At 57.9% G+C, this 22,361-nt stretch carries 22 protein-coding genes; 12 read left to right on the top strand and 10 right to left on the bottom strand.

What is annotated here, in order from left to right; all coding sequences use genetic code 11:
- Positions 1-90 precede the first annotated feature (90 nt).
- From ACZCED_RS03950 to ACZCED_RS03940, 3 genes are all read left to right on the top strand, one after another.
- Positions 91-558 carry a pyridoxamine 5'-phosphate oxidase family protein gene (locus ACZCED_RS03950; RefSeq protein WP_462967597.1) on the top strand — a complete coding sequence of 156 codons (468 nt, stop codon included), beginning with the start codon at positions 91-93 and terminating at the stop codon, positions 556-558.
- A 218-nt stretch (positions 559-776) separates the two neighbouring features.
- Entirely contained in the window at positions 777-1,622 is an 846-nt protein-coding gene (locus ACZCED_RS03945) for a substrate-binding periplasmic protein (protein ID WP_464860250.1), read from the top strand.
- Entirely contained in the window at positions 1,619-3,802 is a 2,184-nt protein-coding gene (locus ACZCED_RS03940) for a hybrid sensor histidine kinase/response regulator (protein ID WP_464860249.1), read from the top strand. Before ACZCED_RS03945 ends, ACZCED_RS03940 begins: the two co-directional genes overlap by 4 nt.
- A 24-nt stretch (positions 3,803-3,826) precedes the next feature.
- Here ACZCED_RS03940 and ACZCED_RS03935 read toward each other — a convergent pair whose 3' ends face one another.
- Positions 3,827-5,206: an FAD-binding oxidoreductase gene (locus ACZCED_RS03935; RefSeq protein WP_464860248.1), complete on the bottom strand. Its 1,380-nt coding sequence runs from the start codon at positions 5,204-5,206 to the stop codon at positions 3,827-3,829.
- A 280-nt stretch (positions 5,207-5,486) separates the two neighbouring features.
- Between ACZCED_RS03935 and ACZCED_RS03930 the strand changes: the two genes are divergently transcribed.
- On the top strand, positions 5,487-6,401 hold the full coding sequence (locus tag ACZCED_RS03930; RefSeq protein ID WP_462967593.1) for an epoxyqueuosine reductase: 915 nt from the start codon (positions 5,487-5,489) through the stop codon (positions 6,399-6,401).
- A gap of 453 nt (positions 6,402-6,854) precedes the next feature.
- Here the strand turns inward: ACZCED_RS03930 and ACZCED_RS03925 are convergent, their stop codons facing one another.
- From ACZCED_RS03925 to ACZCED_RS03915, 3 genes are all read right to left on the bottom strand, one after another.
- A complete protein-coding gene (locus ACZCED_RS03925; RefSeq protein ID WP_462969079.1) occupies positions 6,855-7,313 on the bottom strand; it encodes a DUF2938 family protein in 459 nt (152 codons plus the stop codon).
- 132 nt (positions 7,314-7,445) lie between these two features.
- Positions 7,446-7,670 carry a hypothetical protein gene (locus ACZCED_RS03920; protein ID WP_464860247.1) on the bottom strand — a complete coding sequence of 75 codons (225 nt, stop codon included), beginning with the start codon at positions 7,668-7,670 and terminating at the stop codon, positions 7,446-7,448.
- A 17-nt stretch (positions 7,671-7,687) separates the two neighbouring features.
- Positions 7,688-8,167, bottom strand: a complete 480-nt coding sequence (locus tag ACZCED_RS03915) for a MarR family winged helix-turn-helix transcriptional regulator (RefSeq protein WP_464860246.1) — start codon at positions 8,165-8,167, stop codon at positions 7,688-7,690.
- A 656-nt stretch (positions 8,168-8,823) separates the two neighbouring features.
- Here ACZCED_RS03915 and ACZCED_RS03910 point away from each other — a divergent pair.
- Both ACZCED_RS03910 and ACZCED_RS03905 read left to right on the top strand, forming a co-directional pair.
- On the top strand, positions 8,824-9,477 hold the full coding sequence (locus ACZCED_RS03910) for a hypothetical protein (protein ID WP_462969082.1): 654 nt from the start codon (positions 8,824-8,826) through the stop codon (positions 9,475-9,477).
- A 248-nt stretch (positions 9,478-9,725) separates the two neighbouring features.
- Positions 9,726-10,232 (top strand): HNH endonuclease, encoded by a 507-nt coding sequence (locus ACZCED_RS03905; RefSeq protein ID WP_464860245.1) that lies wholly within the window; start codon positions 9,726-9,728, stop codon positions 10,230-10,232.
- 10 nt (positions 10,233-10,242) lie between these two features.
- Here ACZCED_RS03905 and ACZCED_RS03900 read toward each other — a convergent pair whose 3' ends face one another.
- Positions 10,243-10,827 (bottom strand): DUF309 domain-containing protein, encoded by a 585-nt coding sequence (locus ACZCED_RS03900; protein WP_462969084.1) that lies wholly within the window; start codon positions 10,825-10,827, stop codon positions 10,243-10,245.
- A gap of 421 nt (positions 10,828-11,248) precedes the next feature.
- Here ACZCED_RS03900 and ACZCED_RS03895 point away from each other — a divergent pair, with 421 nt between their 5' ends.
- The 4 genes from ACZCED_RS03895 to ACZCED_RS03880 all read left to right on the top strand — a co-directional run bounded on the left by ACZCED_RS03895 (position 11,249) and on the right by ACZCED_RS03880 (position 14,078).
- A complete protein-coding gene (locus tag ACZCED_RS03895; RefSeq protein ID WP_462969085.1) occupies positions 11,249-11,629 on the top strand; it encodes a VOC family protein in 381 nt (126 codons plus the stop codon).
- Positions 11,616-12,728 carry a transcription termination factor Rho gene (rho, locus tag ACZCED_RS03890; RefSeq protein ID WP_462969086.1) on the top strand — a complete coding sequence of 371 codons (1,113 nt, stop codon included), beginning with the start codon at positions 11,616-11,618 and terminating at the stop codon, positions 12,726-12,728. The genes ACZCED_RS03895 and rho overlap by 14 nt, the downstream gene beginning before the upstream one ends.
- A 28-nt stretch (positions 12,729-12,756) precedes the next feature.
- Positions 12,757-12,957, top strand: coding sequence for a YwbE family protein (locus tag ACZCED_RS03885; RefSeq protein WP_462969087.1), 201 nt, complete (start codon positions 12,757-12,759; stop codon positions 12,955-12,957).
- A gap of 566 nt (positions 12,958-13,523) precedes the next feature.
- Positions 13,524-14,078: a hypothetical protein gene (locus tag ACZCED_RS03880; protein WP_462969088.1), complete on the top strand. Its 555-nt coding sequence runs from the start codon at positions 13,524-13,526 to the stop codon at positions 14,076-14,078.
- Between the two features lie 75 nt (positions 14,079-14,153).
- On the opposite strand, the gene ACZCED_RS03875 is transcribed toward ACZCED_RS03880, so the two are convergent.
- The 5 genes from ACZCED_RS03875 to ACZCED_RS03855 form a co-directional block, all read right to left on the bottom strand.
- Entirely contained in the window at positions 14,154-14,687 is a 534-nt protein-coding gene (locus ACZCED_RS03875) for a nitroreductase family protein (RefSeq protein WP_462969089.1), read from the bottom strand.
- Positions 14,688-14,792: 105 nt separating this feature from the next.
- On the bottom strand, positions 14,793-15,281 hold the full coding sequence (locus ACZCED_RS03870; protein WP_462969090.1) for a YchJ family protein: 489 nt from the start codon (positions 15,279-15,281) through the stop codon (positions 14,793-14,795).
- A gap of 108 nt (positions 15,282-15,389) precedes the next feature.
- The gene (locus tag ACZCED_RS03865; RefSeq protein WP_464860244.1) at positions 15,390-16,130 is read right to left on the bottom strand and encodes a substrate-binding periplasmic protein; all 741 of its coding nucleotides are present in this window, start codon (positions 16,128-16,130) and stop codon (positions 15,390-15,392) included.
- Positions 16,131-16,219: 89 nt separating this feature from the next.
- Positions 16,220-17,710 carry a CDP-alcohol phosphatidyltransferase family protein gene (locus ACZCED_RS03860; RefSeq protein WP_462969092.1) on the bottom strand — a complete coding sequence of 497 codons (1,491 nt, stop codon included), beginning with the start codon at positions 17,708-17,710 and terminating at the stop codon, positions 16,220-16,222.
- Positions 17,711-17,931: 221 nt separating this feature from the next.
- Positions 17,932-19,992: a LysM peptidoglycan-binding domain-containing protein gene (locus ACZCED_RS03855; RefSeq protein WP_464860243.1), complete on the bottom strand. Its 2,061-nt coding sequence runs from the start codon at positions 19,990-19,992 to the stop codon at positions 17,932-17,934.
- A gap of 275 nt (positions 19,993-20,267) precedes the next feature.
- Here ACZCED_RS03855 and ACZCED_RS03850 point away from each other — a divergent pair, with 275 nt between their 5' ends.
- Together ACZCED_RS03850 and ACZCED_RS03845 are read left to right on the top strand one after the other, a co-directional pair.
- Entirely contained in the window at positions 20,268-21,029 is a 762-nt protein-coding gene (locus tag ACZCED_RS03850) for a phytochelatin synthase family protein (protein WP_462969094.1), read from the top strand.
- A gap of 231 nt (positions 21,030-21,260) precedes the next feature.
- A complete protein-coding gene (locus tag ACZCED_RS03845; protein WP_462969095.1) occupies positions 21,261-22,340 on the top strand; it encodes an MBL fold metallo-hydrolase in 1,080 nt (359 codons plus the stop codon).
- Positions 22,341-22,361: the final 21 nt, after the last annotated feature.

Below are 22,361 nucleotides of genomic sequence, written 5' to 3'. Positions count from 1 at the left end.
AATCCACACCAAAAAAAGGTATCCGAACCATGAAGAGAAATCAGCCCAAAGGCCTGTACCTTGGTACAGGCCCGGGGAAAGGGATGACCCATGACGAAACCATTGAGACGGGAGGACCGGCGGCTTGACGATGCCGCCGCCATGGCGCTGCTGCAACGCGGCGAGTACGGCATATTGAGCACGTCGGACAAAAGCAACCGGCCTTACGGCATACCGGTGAATTACGTCGTGATGGAAAACAGCATTTTCTTTCACTGCGCCACCGAAGGCCAGAAGCTGGAAAACATCACCGCCAACAACGGGGTCTCCTTCTGTGTGGTGGGGAAAACCGAATTGCTCCCCGAAAAATTTTCCACCCGCTACGAAAGCGTGGTGGTGTCCGGCAACGCCGAGGTTATCGAAGACAAGGTGTTGAAAAAAAACGCCCTGCGTGCCCTGGTGGCCAAATATGCCCCGGATCACACAGCGGCGGGAGATGCCTACATCGACCGCCTGATGGACCAGACGGTGGTGGTGCGGGTCTCGATTGAATATCTGGCCGGCAAAGCCAGAAAGTGACGCACCGACAGCCATGATCGATCTTGCCGGCAGTCCGATCATAGACCCGTCATTTGCAAGGTCAACCGCGCCCCCTCCAATACGGAGACCACTGGGCCGGCGGGCTGTCAACGGAAAAAAAGTCCGTTGGGAAGCCGTCTCAGGGGCATCCGGGCCATCTCATCCGCCAAGGCCCCCGATCAACGAAACGCCTCTTTTGCAGCAGGCAGGGGCGCCTGATGAAACCTGATCAATCGACCATGGTCGTCTGTGCGGTGTGTCTGGCCGCCATCACCATGGCGCTGTATGTGAGGACCGCCATATACCCGACCGCACCATCCCGTCCAGGTCCCGAGGTTCGGGAGGCAGACAACGATCCTTACAGCGGCGGCAATATCATCGTCCACTACCACGAAAGGCATCCTTACTATATCAGCCAGGGCAAGGGTGTTGGCGGCATCATCGGCGATCGCATCAATTTCGTTTTTCAACAGGCGGGGATTCCTTTGGTCTGGCAGAAAACCCCGGCCAGGCGGCAACTGGACATCATTAAAGCCAACCGCGGCCGGGAGGGAGCGGCAGGATGGTTCAAGACACCCGAACGGGAAGACTTTGCCAAATTCAGCCAACCGATTTACCAGGACCGGCCCACCATTGCCCTTGCCAGGGCCGATCAGGAATTGATCCAACCGGGCAAGACCCTCGCCGAGACACTCGCCAACCCGCATCTGCGGCTGCTCAGGAAAGACGGCTACTCCTATGGGGATTTCATCGACCGGCTGCTCGACCAGTTCCAGCCCAACCAGACCATAACGCTCGCGGACAACGTGAGCATGCTCAAAATGATCCACACCCGTCGGGTGGATTATCTTTTCATCGCCCGGGAAGAGGCCGACGATCTGCTGACGCGGGCCGGCCTTCCGGCGTCGGATTTCAAGATGATCACCTTTACGGACGCGCCCGAAGGCAACCGCCGATACATTCTTTTCACCCGACAGCTTGAAGACTCGACCATCGACCGCCTGGACCGGATCATTCGATACTATGGCATCGACAAAACAGACGACGGGAGCACCGGAAAATGACCCAGAAATCAGTTTCCCTGGTGACCGCGGTATTGCTGACCATCGGATTTTGCGCCTTCATCATGGTTTACGAAAAACGCGCCATGGAAATGGCCCAGTCGCGCATCGAGACCCACGCCCGCATCATCGAAGACGCCATGTGGAATTACAACCGCCAGGGGGTCTATGAGTATCTGAAACTGGCTGCCTTTTCAGACCGCTACGAATCGCTGAAGGTCACCCATCACAACGGCGACCCGTTCCAGGAAATCGATCGGGAGCCAGCCACACGTCTCGACAGGATGCTGATTGCCATGCACCTGATGCCGCGGGTAACACTGAGCGCCCAGGTGCGGCACCAGGGAGATGTCATCGGCAGGATGGACGCCGTCTGGATCCCCGAAACCATCTACATGCATGCCTATGTGTTTTTTGCCCTGGTGATGGTCTTTGTGATCATGCAGCTCTACCTGCGGCTGCTGAATTCAAAGACCCGCCTCGAAGAGCGGGTCGAGGATCGCACCGCCGAACTGATGGCGTCCAACCTGGAACTCCAACAGGAAATCGAGGAGCGGACCCGCACGCAGGAGGCTCTTCGCGCCAGCGAGCAGAAACATCGGCTGCTGTCGGAAAACATCAGCGACATCATCTGGACCATGGATCTGAATCTGAACTACACCTATGTCAGCCCGGTGGCCACCAGGATGCAGGGTTGGAACGCAGCTGAGTTGGAAACCCTGACCATTGAAAAAACGCTCACCCCTGCGTCGTTGGACATGGCCGGGCATATATTCGCTGAACAGATGGCCGCCGGTGAACGGACAGGCGACTTTAAGCGCTCCGTCACCATGGAGTTGGAGTTGTACCGCAAGGACGGATCGACGTTCATATGTGAGGTAACCGCCTCCTTCCTGCTGGATAAAGAAAACCGGCCGACCGGAATCCTGGGCGTCACCCGGGACATTACCGAACGCCGTGTGGCGGAAAAAGAAAAAGAGGCGCTGCAGCATCAGCTGGAACGCTCAAAGAAAATGGAATCGCTGGGCCTGCTGGCCGGCGGCGTGGCCCACGACCTGAACAACGTGCTGTCCGGCATCGTCAGCTACCCGGACCTGCTGCTGATGGACCTGCCCGAAGACAGCGCCCTGCGCGCACCCATCGAGACGATCAAGGAGTCGGGGCAAAAAGCCGCTACCATCGTCCAGGATCTGTTGACCCTGGCCCGTCGCGGGGTCAGTAACAGTGAAGCCCTGAACCTCAACAGCCTCATCGAGGGGCAGCAGCGCTCTGCCGAGTATCAAAAACTGCGGGCCTACTACCCGGACGTCCGCTTTGCTTTCGAGCTGGCTGCCGATCTTCCCAATATCAGGGGGTCTTCCGTCCATCTGAACAAAACCATCATGAACCTGATATCCAATGCCGCCGAGGCCCAACCCAGCGGCGGCGAGATCATCGTTTCGACCCAGAGCCTTTACATGGACCGCGCCATCCGGGGATACGATACCGTCAAAGCGGGAGAATACGTGCGACTTCGGGTGAAGGACAGCGGTGAAGGAATCAGCCAGACCGATCTGAACCGCATCTTCGAACCCTTCTACACCAAGAAAAAGATGGGGCGGAGCGGCACCGGGCTGGGACTCGCCGTGGTCTGGGGAACCGTTCAGGATCACCACGGTTACATCGATGTGCACAGCATACCGGGTGAAGGCACCGTGTTTGACCTGTACTTCCCGCTCTCCCGTGACGCCGTGGAAGAAAAAGCCCCGCGGCTCAGCCTGGCGGCCATCCGGGGCAGCGGCGAAACCGTTCTGGTGGTGGACGACATGGCGTCCCAGCGGAAAATCGCCACCCACCTGCTCCAGCGGCTGAACTACAAGGCCCACACCGTGGACAGCGGTGAAGCCGCCGTGGCCTACCTCAAAGACCACACGGTGGACCTGGTGGTTCTGGACATGATCATGGACCCGGGCATGGATGGCCTTGAAACCTGGCGTCAGATCATCAGGCTTCACCCGGGACAGCGGGGCATCATCGCCAGCGGCTATGCGGAAACGGACAAGGTGAAAACCGCCCAGCGCCTCGGTGCCGGAGAGTACCTGAAAAAGCCCTATATGATCGACAGCCTGGGCAAGGCCGTGAAAAACGCCCTGGCCGGCGCCAGGGCGGATGGCAATGGCGGGCCCAAGACCGATATCGGCTGAAACCGGATGTCTCGAACCGGGTGTCTACAGAAACATCTTTTCCGGGTTCATCAATCCCTTGGGATCCATCAGGTCCTTGATCTGCTTCATCAGCGCATAGCCCTCGCCGTGCTCCAGCTGCATGAACTGACGCTTGCCGACACCGATGCCGTGCTCGCCGGTACAGGTTCCGCCCACTTCCACCGCCCGGTGGACGATGTTGTGGTTGATCGCCTCGAGAGTGGCCCACTCCGCCTCATCGGCCGGGTCACCCACCATGACCACGTGCAGGTTGCCGTCCCCGGCATGGCCGAAAACAAACCCCACGGCCTTTTTTTCATCCAGCTGCCGCTGGGAAAAAAGAACCATCTGTGGATAGCTGGAGATGGGTACCGCCGCGTCGACGATCAGCGTCTCCCGCCCCGGGTAGGCCCGGTGAATGGTCTCCCAAGCCTCGTGGCGGGCCCGCCACAGCTCCTTTCGCTCGCGTTCCTTGACGCCGGTGGTAAAGCCACGGGCGCCGCCGTCCCGGCACAGCGTTTCGGCCATTGCGGCCGTCTCGGTCAGCACCGCTTCGCTGATGCCGTGAAACTCGCAGAACAGGGACGGCTTTTCGGCAAGTCCCAGGTCCTTTTCCCGGTTCATCAGCGCGATGAGTTCCGGGGTAAGCAGTTCCAGCGCTGCCGGGGCCAGTCCCGAGCCCATGAGCACCGCCACGGTTTCCGAGGCCGCCTCCAGGGAGTCGAACGTCGCCGTGGCGGCCAGGTGGGCAACGGGGATCCCGGCCAGCTTCAAGGTGGCCTCGGTCACCACCCCCAGGGTTCCCTCGGATCCCACGAAGAGTCGGGTAAGATCGTATCCCGACGAGGATTTGTGCGCCTTTCCGCCGGTGTGAATCACCCGCCCGTCGGGCAGCACCACCACGAGGCGCATCACGTAATCCTTGGTGGCGCCGTACCGGATGGTCTGCACGCCCGAGGCATTGTTGGCGATCATGCCGCCGATGGTGGCGTCGGCACCGGGGTCCGGCGGGAAAAAGAGCCCCGATCTGCCGGTTTGGGCGTTGAGGGTTTTGCGGAACACCCCGGGCTGGACATCGGCCTGGAGATCCTGGGGCCGGATGGCGATGATCCGGTTCATGCGGGTCATGTCCATCACCAGACCGCCGCGCATCGGCAGCGGGTTGCCTTCGGTGCTGGTGCCGGCCCCCCATGGCGTGACGGGAATGCCCTGGGCATAGGTATACGTCAGGATGGCAGCCACCTCTTCGGTGCGGGTCGGCCAGATGACGCCGGCGGGCAGCTTGCCCCGGTGCGGGGAGATGTCCTTGATGTGAAGCTCGCGGTTGGACTGGCCGGTGGAAAAGCGGTCCGGGTCAACGAACGTGGAAAGGGCATCGATCTGGGCTTGGGTGAATTGTTCCATCTCTCCTCCTGCTGAAAAAAGTTGCGCAGCAAGGCGGCGCTTTCAACGGATACTCGGAAACAGGGTATGTCAGGCGGCAAGGCATATCAGAAAGCCGGCCGAATGTCACGCAGCCTTCGGATCGATAATCGCGGCTGTCGGCTTGGGGCCGATCCAGCCAGTCATGCAGAGAACACGGGAATCACTTGACGAAACGGGCACCAAAAGTGGTATCAGTGGGTCAGGCCATCGTTGCGCATGGCTGGTGGCAATCTTAAACAAGAATCAGCGAGGGGTCCGCATGGCAGAAAAGGTCGACAGCAAGGCAGCATGGATGGAAAACCTGATTCATGAATTCATTTCCACATCGCCCCACAACACGATGCAGAACGACGCCGCGGATCCCGCCTGGGACACGGCGCTGGTGGGATTCGCCTCGGGCGCAGACCCGATCTGGCAGCAGTACAAGGAGTATGTCGGCGCCTTTCACTGGACGCCTTGGGAAGTCTTCAACCAGCATTGCCCCGAGGAAAATGCTAGTGCGGAGCAGCTGACCGTCATCTCGTGGATATTGCCTCAGCGGCAGCAGGTCCGCACGACCAACCGCCGGGCCAGAACCTATCCATCCGAAGAATGGGCCCGCATCAGGGTACATGGTGAAGCCTTCAACGCCGAACTGCGCAAGCATGTGGTCGCCCGCCTGGAAGCATCCGGACATGCCGCCGTCGCGCCGATGCTGGCGCCCAACTGGACGATCGTCAAGTCAGCACGCTTCTCCTACGCATCTTCCTGGTCCGAGCGCCACGCCGCCCACGCGGCCGGCCTGGGCACCTTCGGTTTGTGCGACGGCCTCATCACCGCCAGGGGCAAAGCCATGCGGGCCGGGTCTGTCGTGGCCAGGATCGCCATCGCGCCGACCCCCCGGCCGTATGCGGACCACCGGGCCTATTGCCTTTATTTTGCCGACGGAACCTGCGGCAAATGCATCGACCGCTGTCCGGCCCGGGCCATTACCGAAGCCGGCCACGACAAGGAAAAATGCCGGCTGCACCTGGTCCGCTCGCGGGAACACGTTAAAAAGGCCTATCGGTTCGAGGGCTACGGATGCGGCCTTTGCCAGGTCGGCGTGCCCTGCGAAGCGGGCATACCGGTCAAGGCTGCCCGGGAAGCCCTGGAGCGCGGCGAATTGCCGCCCCCTCCCCCGCCGCTGGCCTGACAACCGGCGAAAGGGCGGGGACAGGCGGAGGGCATCATTTATCAGACATCTTCAAGGATATGGTTTTGCCTACTAAAGGGCAGGTCAAGTATCCGGAGATCAAGACTGAATTAATCTGGCTCGGGGAACATCTGGAGCGGCTGCGTCCTTTGCATTCCTGACAATCATGCGCAATCCGCTATAGGAAGACGCGGGTTCGACTCCCGCCGCCTAAAACACAATATTTTTAATAATTACTGTGCATTATACAAATTTGCACTGCTTAATATGTTGATCGGTCTGACAACATCTTCTTATGGTGCATTTTGACTACTTTTCCCCCTTTTTTTATGCAGATCTATTTTAGTAGATACAACTACGGTAGATTCTTGCCTTCGAGATTTCCTTTTCCTGAGAACTAATGGTCGCAGTGTGCAGAGTCCACAAATCGTGGCGGTGATTTCTCGGGGATGCTCAGGCGAGTGCAACCGCAACCGCCATACCTACGCCAAAGAACGCGTGATTAGCCAGGCTCGATAAAGAGCTTTTGACACCTTCGGGAGACCGCAAACCAAATATGCCAAACCCCATCGAAGGAAATACAATAAACAGAGAGGCTACCGTTGTCGTGACGCCATAGACAAATGTCCAAATCGGTGACACGGGTCCGCCAACCAGGAGATCCCAACCGAGTACGAACGGGATCGCGAACCCCACTCCGATAGCATAATGTGTGAAATAGCCATAGACGATCTCGTTGGGGGCGGGCTCCATTTCTTTCGGATGGGTATACCGAAAGCGGCCTTTTGCCCATCCCACGGCCATCCTGCCAATAATCCGCACGTCTATCTTCAAGATCACCCCATATCGGGCGAAGAGATGATTCAATGAATCCATCATCAACGTCCCCAATACCCCGGCGATAATTCCCATTCGGATGAGATCCATTCCCCCCCCGATGCCCGTGCACGAGATAGCAGGTTTCCTGCAATCAAAATGAACACATCAAAAATAAGAAAAAATTATGCAATATAAGCTGGTCAATAACTAATCCGTATTGACACCTTAATTGTAAACGATTTCTTGGGCTTCCCTGGCAATGGCAAGCAGGTCTTTGCCTTCAATTTCCAATTCGATGCCAAACTTGCGCTGGACCATTTTCTTGATTCGGCGGGGACCCAATTTGTATATGCCAAAGTCAAGTCCGTGCTCAATACAGTATTTCATTTGACCGGCATACTTTGCCTTGTTGAACCCGCAACCCAGAAACCGTACTTTTTCGCGTATCATGATTCCCCCTATAAGACTCATTTTCTTTTGAACGCATTCTGCAATGTATTTAAAAATCTTATGGCGTTGAGCTGCTCGTTTTCGGATAAAATTGATATAAGTTCAGAGCTTGATTCCCTAAAGGCTTGCATGCTTTTTTCCCAGGTAGCAAAACCTTCAGGCGTTTCGGAAAGCAGCGTCAAACGACGATCATGGGTGGCAACTGCAACTCCAATCCATTTCCTCTCAAATAGAATCTTCACTATTTTCGAGACGTTTGATTTTTCAAAAAGTAACCTCTCACCAAGCTCTTTCTGAGTGAGCGGCCCATGCCAGATAATTTCGTTCAAAACGCTAAACTGTTGCTGTTTCAGACCAAATCGTTGACAAACCTGGTTCATTTCCCTTTGAAGAAAATGGCCACATTTTAATAATCCTTGAACGATTTGTGTCACATCTTCAGGCGGTGACGGACTTTTTACATTCCGCTGAACTGGCTTTTGATTCCTTTTCTTCATTTCTCGGCCGCACCTCAAAGGGGCATTTAGTTTCCATGTCAACCAATATGCCAAAATAGTTTCCATGTCAACTAAATAGTACCAATCGTCAGCAGTCTATAAACGGATACACTTGATTGGCATAAACCACCTGACCTGCCCCCAAAACCAATCCAGATTTTTATTTAGGATGTGATACGATTGGGACGTGGCAAAGGAGAACAAATATGAGGTAGGCTGGACTGAGGGATATTGCCAATATTCCACGTTTATTGAGGATTCAAATCCATACCAAAATGGTTAATGCATGATTCAATTAAATATAGATAAAGGGTCTACGCAACTAACTGAAAACGAACGACATTGGCACCTCTCAAAACCTCTGATATTCAATGGGTGTTGAAGTTAAATGTTGATCACATGTGGGTCGGTATAGAATCAACCATTCGATATTATTTAATTTTTACACACCTGCCGCCGATTCGACGCCCGCCGCCCCCACGCCCCGGCCTTCAAACGACTGAGCGCAAAGCCCTCCAGTGAGGCTCGTAAAAATTCCGATCTGCCAATGAACCCGATTTCAGATTGACAAACACGCCTAAAATCGATTTACTCACACCTTCCTTCTCCGATTTTTCGTTTCCTGCAGATTGCCTTACAAAAGATGGAGGTAGCTCATGACACCGGCATCCCGGCAGGCACTGGAAGGCCTTCGCGATCTGTCCATGCTCAAGTGGTACGTAATCCCCCTGCTGGCCTACACCTTTTACATCTACACCCTGGAGATCAAAAAAGCCCGGGCCGGCGGCGACTGGAACGTGGTCTTCGCCGGCCTGACCGTTTTCGGCATGGATTTCATCAACGAAACCTGGAACGGCTGGGTCCTGGTATTCACCGGCCGCTCGGCCTTCTGGACCGCCCCCGGCGAAACGGCCCTGCGCACCATGGTCGGCTGGAACATCGAAATCATGTTCATGTTCGCCATCTCGGGCATCATCTACGCCAACACCATCTCCGAGGACCGGGATGAAAAGATCCTGGGTTTGCCCAACCGGTGGTTCTGGGCCATCGGGTATTCACTCTTTTGCGTTTTCGTGGAAGTGCTGCTCAACATGGGCGGTCACCTGGTGTGGGAGTATCCTTTCTGGCACCGCTCCTTTACGGGCGTCTGGCTGATTTTTCTCTTCGGTTACTTCCATTTTTACGTGGCGGCCCTGCTGGTGATCGGCATGAAAACCATGCGGGCCAAGATCATCACCGTATCCACCCTTTACGCGATCGCCATTGCCGCCAATATATTCGGCATGGGGATAATGGGCTGGAATTACTAAAGCGCCCCATTTCGGCCAATATCGGCGTTGGGCTCACATTTCAATCCTCGACATACCCCACGTATGCCTGCGTTTGAAATGATCGCCCGCCTTGATCTTGACCAAACTGAAACGCTTTAGAACCGGCTCTTGAACTATGATTTTTTCAATCTAATCAATTTTTAACGCCAGGATACCATCTTAAGACAATGCTTTCGAACCCTGACTGACCAGACTGCAGCAACCCATACAACAAAGGAAGCGGTACCATGGACGGATCGTGTGTCTTGCTTAACGGAGACTATTCCTTTCTCGGCCTGGTTGACTGGAAAAGAGCCATGGGCCTGATGGTTGCCGAGAAAGTCAGGGTCCTGAAATTTTCCGACCGGGTGATTCAGGGAGTGAATCGCACGTTCCGGGCGCCGGCGGTGGCCGTGCTGGTCAAGGTGGTGAGAAGCGTCTACCGCGGCCGCGTGCCCTTTTCGCGCCGCAACGTCCTGGCCCGGGACCGGTTCGCCTGTGCCTATTGCGGGTCGAAGGCCAGGCCGATCACCATCGACCACGTCGTTCCGCGGTCGCGGGGCGGGAAAACCGATTTTGACAATTGCGTGGCCTGCTGCCGGGCCTGCAACCACAAGAAGGGTGCATTATTGCCCCGGGAAGCCGGAATGGCCCTGCGCCATCGCCCCTGGCAGCCCACCATCGCCGAGTTCATCCGCATCCGCCTTCGCCATTCGGGGGTATACGCCCTGCTGGTGGAACTGGGGTTGATGTGACGCGGCCGGGTCACAGGCGGCCGGTTGTCGGCGACGGGCGGTCGACCGGCCCGGCCGTTCCGGCAAGCGTCGGCGGCTCGGGGTCCAGGGACCTGAGCTTGGCCAGAAGCAGCCGGGGGTCGGCAAAGGGGGCCAACCGGTCCGGGTAATGTTCCAGCACGGCCACCGCCTTGGCGGCAATGCGCCTGGCCCCGGTAAGATTCCCCTGCTCCAGGTGGACGTATGCACCGGCTGCCCGGATGATCGCCTGGAGCAGCTTTTTGTCGTCCCCCCCGGCGGTCATCCAGTGCGGTTCGAGATACTCGTGGGTTTCAAAAAAAAGGCGCTGGTCCCAGATAGCGACGGCGATGTCCAGCGGATGGTCAAGCCCATGGCTCCGGACAGTCGCCAGCACCCGTTCATAGGCGGCCAGGCGCCGGTCGATATAGGTCCTGACATACGGCGGCAGCGGGTCGTTCAGGAAAAAACCGGCCACGCGCCGCACCGGCTGCATGCTGTTTTGTTCCAGGACCGTCTTGAAATTTTCCGACAGCGCGTTGCGGACATTGCGGCACAGCCGGTTGTTGAAAGGGTCGAACCGTTCACCGTCAATCATGTCGGGCTCCTGTTTGCGAGTTTCCCGCTGGATGAAGCGGGGGCGCGGCCCATCGCCTGATGCGAAGCCTGCAGCACAGGCAGCGGACGATTGCCGGCGCCTGTCACGGCATTGCGCTTCACCCCGGGCGATCAATCGGCGGGAGGCACGCGATTAAGGTTGTCATCGCCGTCCAACTGGTCTATTATAACCTCCACTCAGTCGGCAATTTCAGCAAGTTTACATCGCCAGCACCAATGTAGCGAAAATCCCGCCGGTTTGACAACTATCGCAAGGGTATTCATTTTTGAGATTCCCCGTCGCCAACCGCGGCGGGTGCGCTGACCATACCGGTTCAGTGTCATCCCCATTCCGGCCCCGACAACTCGACGAATCCGAATGAGCCGAGCATTTCAATTATTAGGAAAGGATTGTTGCGTCAATGGAATTCACTTTTGCCCACAACAACATCAATGTCCTCGACCTCGACAAGAGCCTCGACTTTTACAAAAAGGCGCTCAACCTGGCGGAAACCCGCCGCTGGGACAATCCCGACTTCACCCTGGTCTATCTGGGTGACGGGCGCAGCCAGCACCAGTTGGAACTCACCTGGCTCAAGGACCGGGAAGCGCCCTATGACCTGGGGGACAACGAAATTCACCTGGCCTTTCATGTGGATGACTACGACAGCGCCCATGCGCTGCACAGCCGGATGGGCTGTATCTGCTACGAGAACGAAGGCATGGGTCTGTACTTCATTTCGGATCCCGACGGGTACTGGATCGAGATCATGCCTTACAGGGACGCTCATGAACAAGAATAAGCCCGGGAGTCGACCAGTGGAACCGGTAAGCGGACACCTTGAGATACTCGACAAAGGATTCGGTTTTCTCCGAAACATCGACAACAATTACCAGGCCGGCCCGGAAGACACCTTTGTTCCGGCGTACATGATCAGCAAATTCGGCCTGCGGGAGGGGACCTTCATCGAGGGACGGGGGGAGCCCGGCAACCCCGGCAACCAGAACCTGAAGCTGGCGGCCGTGGAGCGGGTCAACGGCCTGACCCTGGAGCAGTATGCCCGGACCGAAACCATGCACACCATGACCAGCATCAACCCCGATCAGAGGCTGCGCATGTCCCAGGGGCCCAAGGACCTCACCGGCCAGGCCCTCGACCTCATCGTCCCCATCGGACGCGGGCAGCGGGGCCTGATCATCTCTCCGCCCAAGTCGGGAAAAACGACCCTTTTGCGCCACATGGCCAACTCGGTCACCGCCAATGACCCGGAAATGGAGGTGTTCATCCTGCTGGTCAACGAACGCCCGGAAGAGGTGACCGATTTCAGGCGGGGACTCAAGGATGCCCACGTGCTCTACTCGTCAGTTGACCAGAGTATCGGCCAGCATATGCGCATGACCCGTCTGGCGGTGCACACCGCCATGCGATGTGCGGAAGTCGGCAGGGACACGGTGGTTTTCATCGATTCGCTGACCCGCATGGCGCGGGCGTTCAACGCCGAGACGGAGAGCTATGGCCGGACGCTCTCGGGCGGGCTCGGCGCCAACGCCATGGAGGTGCCGCGCAAGATCTTCGGCGCCGCCAGGAATATCGAAGGCGGCGGGTCGCTGACGATCATCGCCACCATTCTTGTGGAGACCGGCAGCCGGATGGACGACATCATTTACCAGGAGTTCAAGGGAACCGGCAATATGGACCTGGTCCTCAGCCGCGACTGCGCCGAACACCGGATTTTCCCGGCCATCGACATCCGCTTGAGCGGCACGCGCAAAGAGGAATTGCTGCTCGACAAGGAAGAACTCAAGCGGATCGTGGAAATCCGCCGGGCCGTGTCGCAGCGGGACGCCACCGAGGCCATGACGGATCTGCTGGAATACCTGGACCGCCGCAGCCGAAACTGAACTCGCGCCAACCAGGAGCAAAGGCAGGATGGACGGTCAATACCGGAAAAACATCCGACCCGGCACCGCGGTCGACATCGTACGCAAAGCCGACCAGCGCAGCGGCCACCTCACCCGGGGCACGGTCGACGCGGTACTCACCCGCTCCCCTTATCATCCCCACGGCATCAAGGTGCGCCTGACCGACGGCCAGGTGGGGCGGGTCAAGGAGATCCTGCCGGAACCGTAACGCACCGGTCACAAGCGGTTGACGACTGCAGCCGCGACACGCGGCAGGCACACCGCTGAAGCGGGCGGGATCAACCGCGCTCAACCTGAAAACCATGCCACCTATCCGGGTTCATAAGCGCTGTGGGGCCGCTTCTTTTCCTGTTTGCTTTTTTTCTTTTCCTTCGGCGTCTGGGCAGGTTTTTTCTTGTTATCTTTCTTCGTGTCTCTTGATTTGGACATGGTACGCCTCCGATAAGACGCGAATGGGGCAAAACCGCATTCATTTCGACCAATGGTTGAACCGCGGCATCGAGTGCCAACCAACGATACACCGTAAAAGGGGGGGCATGCAATCGAGATTTTCACGCGGGCCGGGACGAGCCGCCGGTTAAATTGTATTATTTTGGAATAAACAGGCTTCCTGCGCTTGCAATCCCCGATTCCGCACTTACTATTTCCAGCGCACCCCGCCGGGACCGGTGGGGTGCCGTTGTTTGTCGGGAGAGTGATTGACAGACCCGGGCGCCCGTCTCGAACGGGCCTTTTTTTTCTTAACACCAACACCTATTTCCAAAGGAGAAAATGATGGCAGATCGTTCCCATATCACCCTCTACAGCGGCGGTCACAAAGGTGCCGAATCCGAATTCGGCCGACTGGCCGAAGCCTGGGGCATCCAGGAAGTCAACTTTTCATTCGAGGGGCACAGCACCGAACGCTCCCGGGGTGTCCGCGAGCTGACCCCCGAACAGCTGGACAAGGGAAACGTGAGCATGGAGATCGTCTCGGCCCGCATGGGTCGCAAATTCGCCCAGGCCAACAAGATTCGCAAGGTGATCCAGACCCTTTTTCACATGGTCAACAGCGGATATCATGTAATCGCCGTGGGCTGGATTCAGCCGGATGACACGGTCAAAGGGGGGACCGGCTGGGGCGTGGAACTGGCCAAGCTGTTCAACCGGCCGGTGCACGTCTACGATCAGGATCGCAAGGGCTGGTTTGTCTGGGAGGGCAACCGGTGGACGGCAGGAATGCCGAAAATCGAGAAAAACACCTTTGCGGGCACCGGCACCCGGAATCTCACCGATGACGGCAAGAAAGCCTTGCGCGATCTCTTCGAAAGCGCCTTCGGTCCCGCCTGACCGTTCACCTCGAGGGTGCCTGTCGACGGCTGCCGGGGTACCGGCGGCCGTTGCCCTTGAAGTGACGCATGCCCGTCATGCTTTGTTGCCGTAACGATTGACGCTCACCTTGTCGTACTGAAGGGAGGCGGCCGGATGGGGAGACGGCTGCTGGGCCGGATAGCCGATGGCCATGATGGCCGATACCGCCAATTCCGCCGGCAGGCCCAGAACGCCGGCCGCGAATTCGCCGGCGGTCTGCGAGTCGTCGTGATCGCGCTTGCGCAGCTGGATCCAGCAGCTGCCCAGTCCGAGGTCGGTGGCCGCCAGGTGCAGGATGATGGCGGCAATGGAGGCATCTTCTACCCACACATCCGATTTGCCCGGATCCGCGCAGACCACGACGGCCAGCGGGGCGTTGGCCAAAAACGAGGCGCCGTGAGGTTTGGCCGTCGACAGCTGCCTGATGATCGACGGCTCGGTGACCACCACGAATTCCCATGGATTGAACCCCCGGGAAGACGGTGCCCGAAGGACCGCCTCCACGAGCAGGTCGACCTTCTCCGCTTCGACGGGTCTGTCCTCGAACTTACGAATACTCCGGCGCGATCTCAACAGGTCGATAAACATATTCACTCCTCCGCCATGTTGCGGCTCCGAAGAGCCCCATAGGGGTTTCAGGCAACAGCATCGGTCCTCCGTCCTCAGACTTGGGACCTCCGTCATCTATCTTTTTCAGGCCCCGCAGCATTTCTTGTACTTCTTGCCGCTGCCGCAGGTGCACGGATCGTTTCTTCCGATTTTGGGACCCTGGCGGATGGCCTGCACCGGCTGCGGCGCCTGGCCGTCCTTGAAATACCAGCGGCCGTCTTCCTTTACGAATTCGGCGACTTCATGGTGATCGAACGCCTTGCCGTCTTTGCGGTAGCGTGCCAAAAACTCCACCGTGCCCACCGTATCGTCCGCGCCGCCGTTTTCTGAATGGCGGACCTCCAGCCGCTGCCAGTCCAATTTTTTGGACCAAGCCGCCGTGCCTTTTCGGTCGCCTTCCTGGCGATTGGACGGGTGCGTGGTCTCGAAAATATAGTCGAACTCCTTTTTTGCATGGGCCGTGTAGCGGGATCGCATCAGGGCCTCGGCCGTTTCGGCGGCCTGCTCACCGCTGATCAGCGGCTGGCAGCAGTTGGCATACTCTTTCTCACTTCCGCAGGGGCATAAGTTCATAATTTTCATTCCTGGTTTCTGGTTAGTCGTCTTTTTCCATGATCTGTCTCCCGACTTCGGCCACGCCCTATACGAATTTGCGTCGGATGCTGTCAAGCAAAACCATTGCTATTCGTACCGAGCGATGATCGCTTGCAACGCCCCGGCTTCTCGCAATTTCCGCACGGCCTCGTCAAAAGCCGGCAGGATATTCACATAAGGGGACTGTTTTCCGACACACAGGTTGTGGGAGATCGAATCCAGAACGATCGGAGTTGCGACAATCGTTTCCTTGTACCCCAGTCTTTTCAGGTTGTAGCGCACATTTGTGGCGCTTCCCACATAGAGATCATACCTGTTGTTGGCCAATAGGAACAACGCCTGATCCAGGGTCGGCACCCAATAGACATCGATGCCCTTCAGTTCTTTTTCGGCCCAACCGTTCCCGATATAATTGACCGTGGTGAACGACTGTAGACCCGCGATGGTGTCAATCTTCTTCAGCTCACGGACCTTCCGGTTGTCTTTGTGAGTGAACACCATCATGGCATGTAAGGTAACCGGCTCCTTGCTGATAATCGTGTAGGTCCTTCGTTTTTTGGTCGGGGTGGTGATGAATGCATCCGCTTCATTGGCTGCCACCATCTTCTGGGCACGCTTCCATGGATACCCTTCATGGGAGACGGCGATTCCCATTTCCCTTTGAACGACTGCGTCGACAATGTCGATCAAAATGCCCTGCATCCGGTCGTCAACCTTCCATGAATAGGGAGCGAAATTCTCGAAATAGACGAACCTCATGGGGGGTTGAGAAAAGGCAGGCAGAACGGAAAAAACCAGCAGAAGAAAAAGTGTCCAAATGCTTTTCATTAGGTCCACCCAATCATTTTCTGAAGCGATGCGTGCAGCGACAGGCAGCCAGGGTCAGCAAGGCAAACAGCGATCGGAAACAACGGCGCTCAGCCTTCGGCCACAGACTTGTGGCGGTTCTCCCGGGCGGCTTCTTCGGGATTGATGCGCCAGGTATACAGTGGAGACAGCAGGTAGAGGATCATGTAACCCAGGCAGATCTGGCCGAACACCGGGGTAAACATGCTGACGGTCAACAGCAGCAGGTTCATGCGGCCGAACCAGGGATGCCGGCTCATGGTGCGGCCCATATGGATATAGCGGATGGGATACAGATTCATGATGACGCCGGCAAAAACCATCGTGCCGGTGGCGAACAGCCCCCAGAAGAGGATGCGCTGGGAGGAGAGCGCCAGGGCGTGGTCGAAAATCACCAGCGGCGACATGACCAGCATGGCCGCCGCCGGTGTGGGCAGACCTTTGAAAAAGCCGGGGATCGGCGTCTTGTCCAGGGTGAAGTAGACCAGCCGCCCCATGCCCATGACCGCATAGAAGATGGCGATCCACCCCACGGGCAGATGCACGAATCGGTCTTGTCCGAACTGGTTCAGGGTGATGTAGAATATCCAGGCCGGCACGATGCAGAAGCTGATGGCGTCGGCCAGATCGTCCATGATGCTGCCCATGTTGATTTTCTTTTTAGGCGGCTGATCGGGAAGGGGTTCGGTCAGGCCCAACCGGCGGGCCAGGGCACCGTCCAATTTGTCGAAGGTAGCGGCGCCGATCATCATCAGATAGGCTTCGCGCATGCGTCCCTGGTAGGCAAAAAACACGGCGATAAGCCCCATCAGGGCGTTCATCACCGTCAGGGCGTTGGGAAATACCGACAGGATTTTCCGTCTGAGCCCCTCGTCCCCGTAGCACAGTTCGTCCAGGCAGGCGGTGCCGTATTTGCGGCAGTAGCCGGCGATGGATCCCAGGTTGATGATGAGAAACAGGATTTCCACGAAAAACAGGATTCGCAGGGGGACGTTGCCCAGATAGGAGATGCGGAAATAGATCCATGACTCCGGTCCTTCGGGGATATAGAACGCATAGGCATACAGCAGCGCACTGACCGGTGCGGCCACGATGGTCCGCATGCGGTTGTATTCGCTGCTTTCCGGCTCTACACCCTGGCGGATGGCGAAACCGCGCATGAAAGAGGCAAAGCTGTCCCGCACCAGCACGGTCACACAGAGCACCAGGACAATGATTGCATGCAGCAACTGGCCCTGGGTGGGATCTGTCTCCGACACCAGCAGGCGCCACATCATACCGGCGGCGATGACCGGGAAGATGATGGAATAGACCAGCTTGTCCGTGAGCCGGTCCGCCAGCGGGGCAAGTGGGGCGTTGGGCCGGAAGCGGGCCGAGAACCATCCATCCACCAGATCGAAAATCATCGAGAGAATCAAAAAGGAAACCCCGACGGTGTATACCACCGGGTTTTTGCTCCATATGACTGCCAGGGCACAGACCATGCCGCCAAAAATAAGGGCCGGGCGGCTGTAGACGAACATGGCAGCCAGCCTTGCCGGCAGAGGAATTTTATCGGTCATGGAAACAGTGCCTGTTGGCCTCTATGAGGTTGATCGGGTACGGTAATTATCGAGTCACAGGCATCATAAAGGGATTGCTTACGCTAGTCAAGCTGCGAACGGCCGGGTATGCGCATCTTCCTGCCGAGCGGTCAGACTGTCTCCGGGAGACGGAAACACGGTGCCTGCAGGATTGAGACCGCCCGGCAACCGGCGGCCGGGATCAGCCATGGCGTTGCGCTTCAGGCTTCCGGCAGGGTTCCACCGCCGGCCGCCTCCGGGCTGTTTCCCGAAAGGCTTTCAATGGCGGGGATCGTGAGCGGCTGGTGAACTCTCAATGCCGCCAGGTTCACCCCGGCATTGTAGTGCCTGAGCAGCCACAGCGGAAGATCGAATTTATCCCGGCACAGGGTCCAGTAGCTGTCACCCGGCTGAACCCGGTATCGCTGGAGCTCGCCGACCCGGTAGGCCGCAAAAAAATCCTCGTACAGCCGCTGGTGGAACTCGTACCGTCGGGCTTCGAAATCCGCGGCAGGCACGTCATCAAGCGGGATCTTGATCTTCTGGTGCAGGCGCAGCGGTTCTCCGAAGGAAAGGTTGTTCAGGCGGCGGATCCGGGAGGCGCGAACACCGGCCCACTCGGCATAATGGCCGAGGGTCTCCTCGACCTCGACCGTAACAATGCCCACCGGCTGCTGCCGGACCTGGACAATCCGGGCAAATCCGACATCGGCGAGAATGCCTGGCCCGTTTCCCGGATCGTTCGCAAGCGGTTCCTGTGCTGCTGTGTCGGTTTGCGTGTCCGCCATCGCCAGCAGATCGGCAGGAGACGGCCCCGGACGCCGGTACCGGACCGTATCGCTTTCCACAGGGATGTTCTCGAAAATGGCGGATACGGCAGAATCGTTGTCCCGGGCCGCCACAAGCACCTCGGGTCCCCGCGGTACCGGTTGTTTGGGTTTTTTCTCGCTGCGAACCGATTCCCCGGCCTGGGGAATGCGAAGGGTCTGCCGGACATAAACGGTCGCCCGCCGATCCATGTTGTTGGCCAGGATCAGGTCTTCCAGCTTGACCCGGTGCATGCGGGCGATCTTGCCGGCCGTATCCCCCCGCTGAACAGTGTAGAACCGGCTGGGTTTCTGAGCCGTTTTGAACAGATTCGAAGGTACATCGGCCGTCATCACGCCGTCCGGTTCAGCGATAGCGGGAAGGTTCAGGACATATCCCTTGGGCACATACTTCTGCCCGCTGAACACCGGCGGCCGGAGGGCTGGATTCATGGCCCGCAGCACGTGTGGGGAAACCTCGAAATGGCGGCAGAGGTCCGCGAATGCTGCAAAACCATCCAGGCTCACCGTCCTCGAGCGAATGGGGGCATTCAGGGCCAGGGACCCGAAATAGCGCGGGTAGTCGGATGCCACCCGGCGGGCGGCCAGGAATTCGGAATAAAAATTCCTCGAAGCGAACTTGAAGGTGCGGCCTCTGTAGGAGGTGAAGATATCGGGATAGTCACCGTGGGCGGCCTTAGCCCGCTGCATGCCGGCAGCACCGTGGTTGTAGGCCGTGATGGCCAGGGGCCAGCTGCCCAGCCGATCGTGGTTTTCCTTTAGCAGCATAGCGGCCGCCCGGGCGGCGGCAATGGGATCGCGCCGCTCGTCCAGCACGTAATCCACGGTCATGAAGCGTTTGCCGGTGGACCGGGTAAACTGCCACATGCCGGCAGCACCGAACTTACTGTAAGCGTTGGTGTTGAAGGATGATTCCACATGGGGCAGATAAGCCAGATCCCCGGGCACCCCGTTGGATTCCAAGATGGCACGCATGCGGTCGATGTATGCCCCGGAGCGGATCAGGCCGGCCTGGAAGCGGTCCCGCTGACCGATCTGACAGCGAACCCGATGACGGGCCTGGTTGAACGTGCCTGCCTTAGCCCCGGATCCGAAAAGCGCCGCCACCCGTCGGCAGTCGGAATCGTCGGCCTGCGGGTTGCTTGCCAGGCGCTTCAATATCGACTCAACCTGTTGACAGGCCTGTTTCATCCGCCGACGATTGGTTTTCCGGGCACCCGGCTGGTCGGCCGGTTTAAGGTCGATCACATCGTAAACGATATCCAGATGGACGCTGTCATGAACGACGGCCTGGGTGGTTGAATAGCGGGCATAAATAGTCGTCCAGAACGTCACATTGGGTTCGATGACCGGGTAAAGGGGAAACGGTTCTTCGGCGGCATGAACGGGTGAATGGGTCAGGCCGAGCAAGACCGAAAAGACGACGATCCATATCCTCACACGTTTGTGATGCATAGTGACAGTTCCTTGTATGCCTTTGTTTGGGTAGACAACCAACAAGACAGACAAGCAATAATAGTACCACCCATCGATGTCGTCCCTGGAGCCTTGTCAGTGACGGGTTTCGCTGAAAATCGCATCGACGTCGGCCAACAATGTGTCCGGAAAACCGGACAAGATGTGACAAATAATTGACGAAACCCGGAAATCATCTTGCCACCGCTTGGGCACCAGGCTTGAATGAATCCGATCAATGATCATATTCTGGATTACTTTTTTAGGTTTGAGGGATGGAGATGAACCTGCTGCGCAACCTGATTCGCCCGTACCTGTACACCCGGTATGGATTTCATCGGCTGACCCGAACCGGTGCGTTCGGAGCCGGCCGGGTCCGAACCGTCCACACCTCTGCCCAGCCCCAATGGAATCCGCTGAAGCAGGCGATCTGGCGATACCATGTCAAGCAATTTCACGAATCCTCGTGCTCGGTGGCCAGCGTGGTGTCGTGCATCAACGCCATCCGGTCCTTGGAAAACAACACCATCCATCCCATCCGTCAGGCCGATATCCTGGACCGGGTGACCACCGGCCACTGGAAGGAACGCATGAGCGAGAACGGATACCGCGGACGCCGCGGCCTGCCGTTGCCGCTGTTGGGCCAGGTGGTCAAGGACAGCATCGCCGCCTACGATCTGAAGGTCCGATCCGTCGATATCGTCCAGACGCCCAAACATGCACCGGCCAGATCGCCTGTCCGCGCAATCCTCAAAAAACGCCTGACAGACTTCGATCGCCATGGCAAGGGCCTGATCATCACCCACTTCGATCAGGGCACCCTGGTCCCCACCTTGAATATCCCTCACATTTCGCCGGTGGGTGCCTACGATTCAGTCAGCGGACGGGTGACCATGCTCGATGTGGACCCCGAACAGGAAAATCCCTACCAGGTGGATTTCGACACTTTCTACCAGGGGCTGTCCTGTGATTACCACCACGTGTTTGAAGCCTTCGGGTACGGCAGCGGGGGCTATGTTTATATCCGCATCCGCTGACCCCTATCGCAATGACGGTCCTGGCGCGGGTATCCCTGGTGGGCCTGCCGACGGACGCGGGCAATCGAAGCAACCGGCGGTTTGAAGCGCCCGTCGCTGCCTTGAAGGCGCTTGCATCCGCCGCTGATCATGGTTAGGTTGTTCGTACATCCCGCTAACCTGAGGAGCGTTGCGTTCGATACCGACCGAAACATACATGATCCGAATCAGCTCATGTCCAGGAGAAGATTCATGGGCAGACTCTCAACGGCACTCAAGACGGTGCTGGCCGCCCAGTTTCTGCCCCGTGCGGTGCAAGCGGCTGCAGACATCGAGAGCCCGTCGGCAGGACTTCACTATCGCCCGCTGAACGGTGACAGCCTGCGGGAAATGGCCCGGCGCAAGATGCACCACGGGTCCGGCATCTTTTCGAACCCCATGGGTATCGGGCGCGACGGCCGATTCTGGCAGGTGCTGTCATGGAAGCTTTTTCACAAGAATGCCTATGGCGACTTCCTCGACGACCAACCGATTTCACCCGTCACCATCGACTGGGAGCCGGTAAAGGCCCATCGCGGCGTATCGGTTACCTTCATCAAACATTCGACCGTGCTGATCAAGGATGTGGACCGCGTTCTGTTGATCGATCCGGTGTTCAACGACATATTCTGGTTCATCAAAGATTACAGCCCTTTGAATTTCGCCCTGGATGACATGCCCCGGCCGGACCATGTGCTGATCACCCACGGCCACTACGACCACCTCGACAAATCGTCCCTGGCGGCTTTGGATCCGGGCACCCACATCATCAGCCCCTTGGGATACGACAGCCAATTCAAAGCGGTGGGCATGACCCGTCGCACCCAGTTGGACTGGTTTCAGCCCTACAGCGACGGTGCCCGTGAGATCACCTTTCTGCCCGCCAACCATTGGACGATGCGCAACCCCGTCATCGGCCCCAACCGCTCCCTGTGGGGCGGCTACCTGATCAAAACCGCCGGCGGCCCGACCATCTATATTTCCGGGGACAGCGCCTACTTCGATGGATTCGAGCAGTTGGCCGCCGATTACGACATCGACCTGGCCATCTTCAACATGGGCGCCTATGCACCGCGGTGGTTCATGGCGCCCAGCCACATGAACCCGTCGGAAACCGTCCAGGCCTTTCAGGAGATCAAGGCCAGACGGCTGATGATTGCCCACTGGGGAACCTTTCAGCTGGGCGACGAACCGGTTCACTTTCCACCGGCGGATCTGGAAAAAGCGCTGGGCGAAAAAGGGCTTCTCCAGCGATGGATCCGCCTGGGTCACGGTGAGACCTACTTTTTTTGATGCCCGACCGCATCGAAAGGG

The sequence above is a fragment of the Desulfosarcina sp. genome (assembly GCF_055467485.1).
Note: the sequence above shows the minus strand (reverse complement) of the source record. Positions and strands in the feature narration are given on the sequence as shown.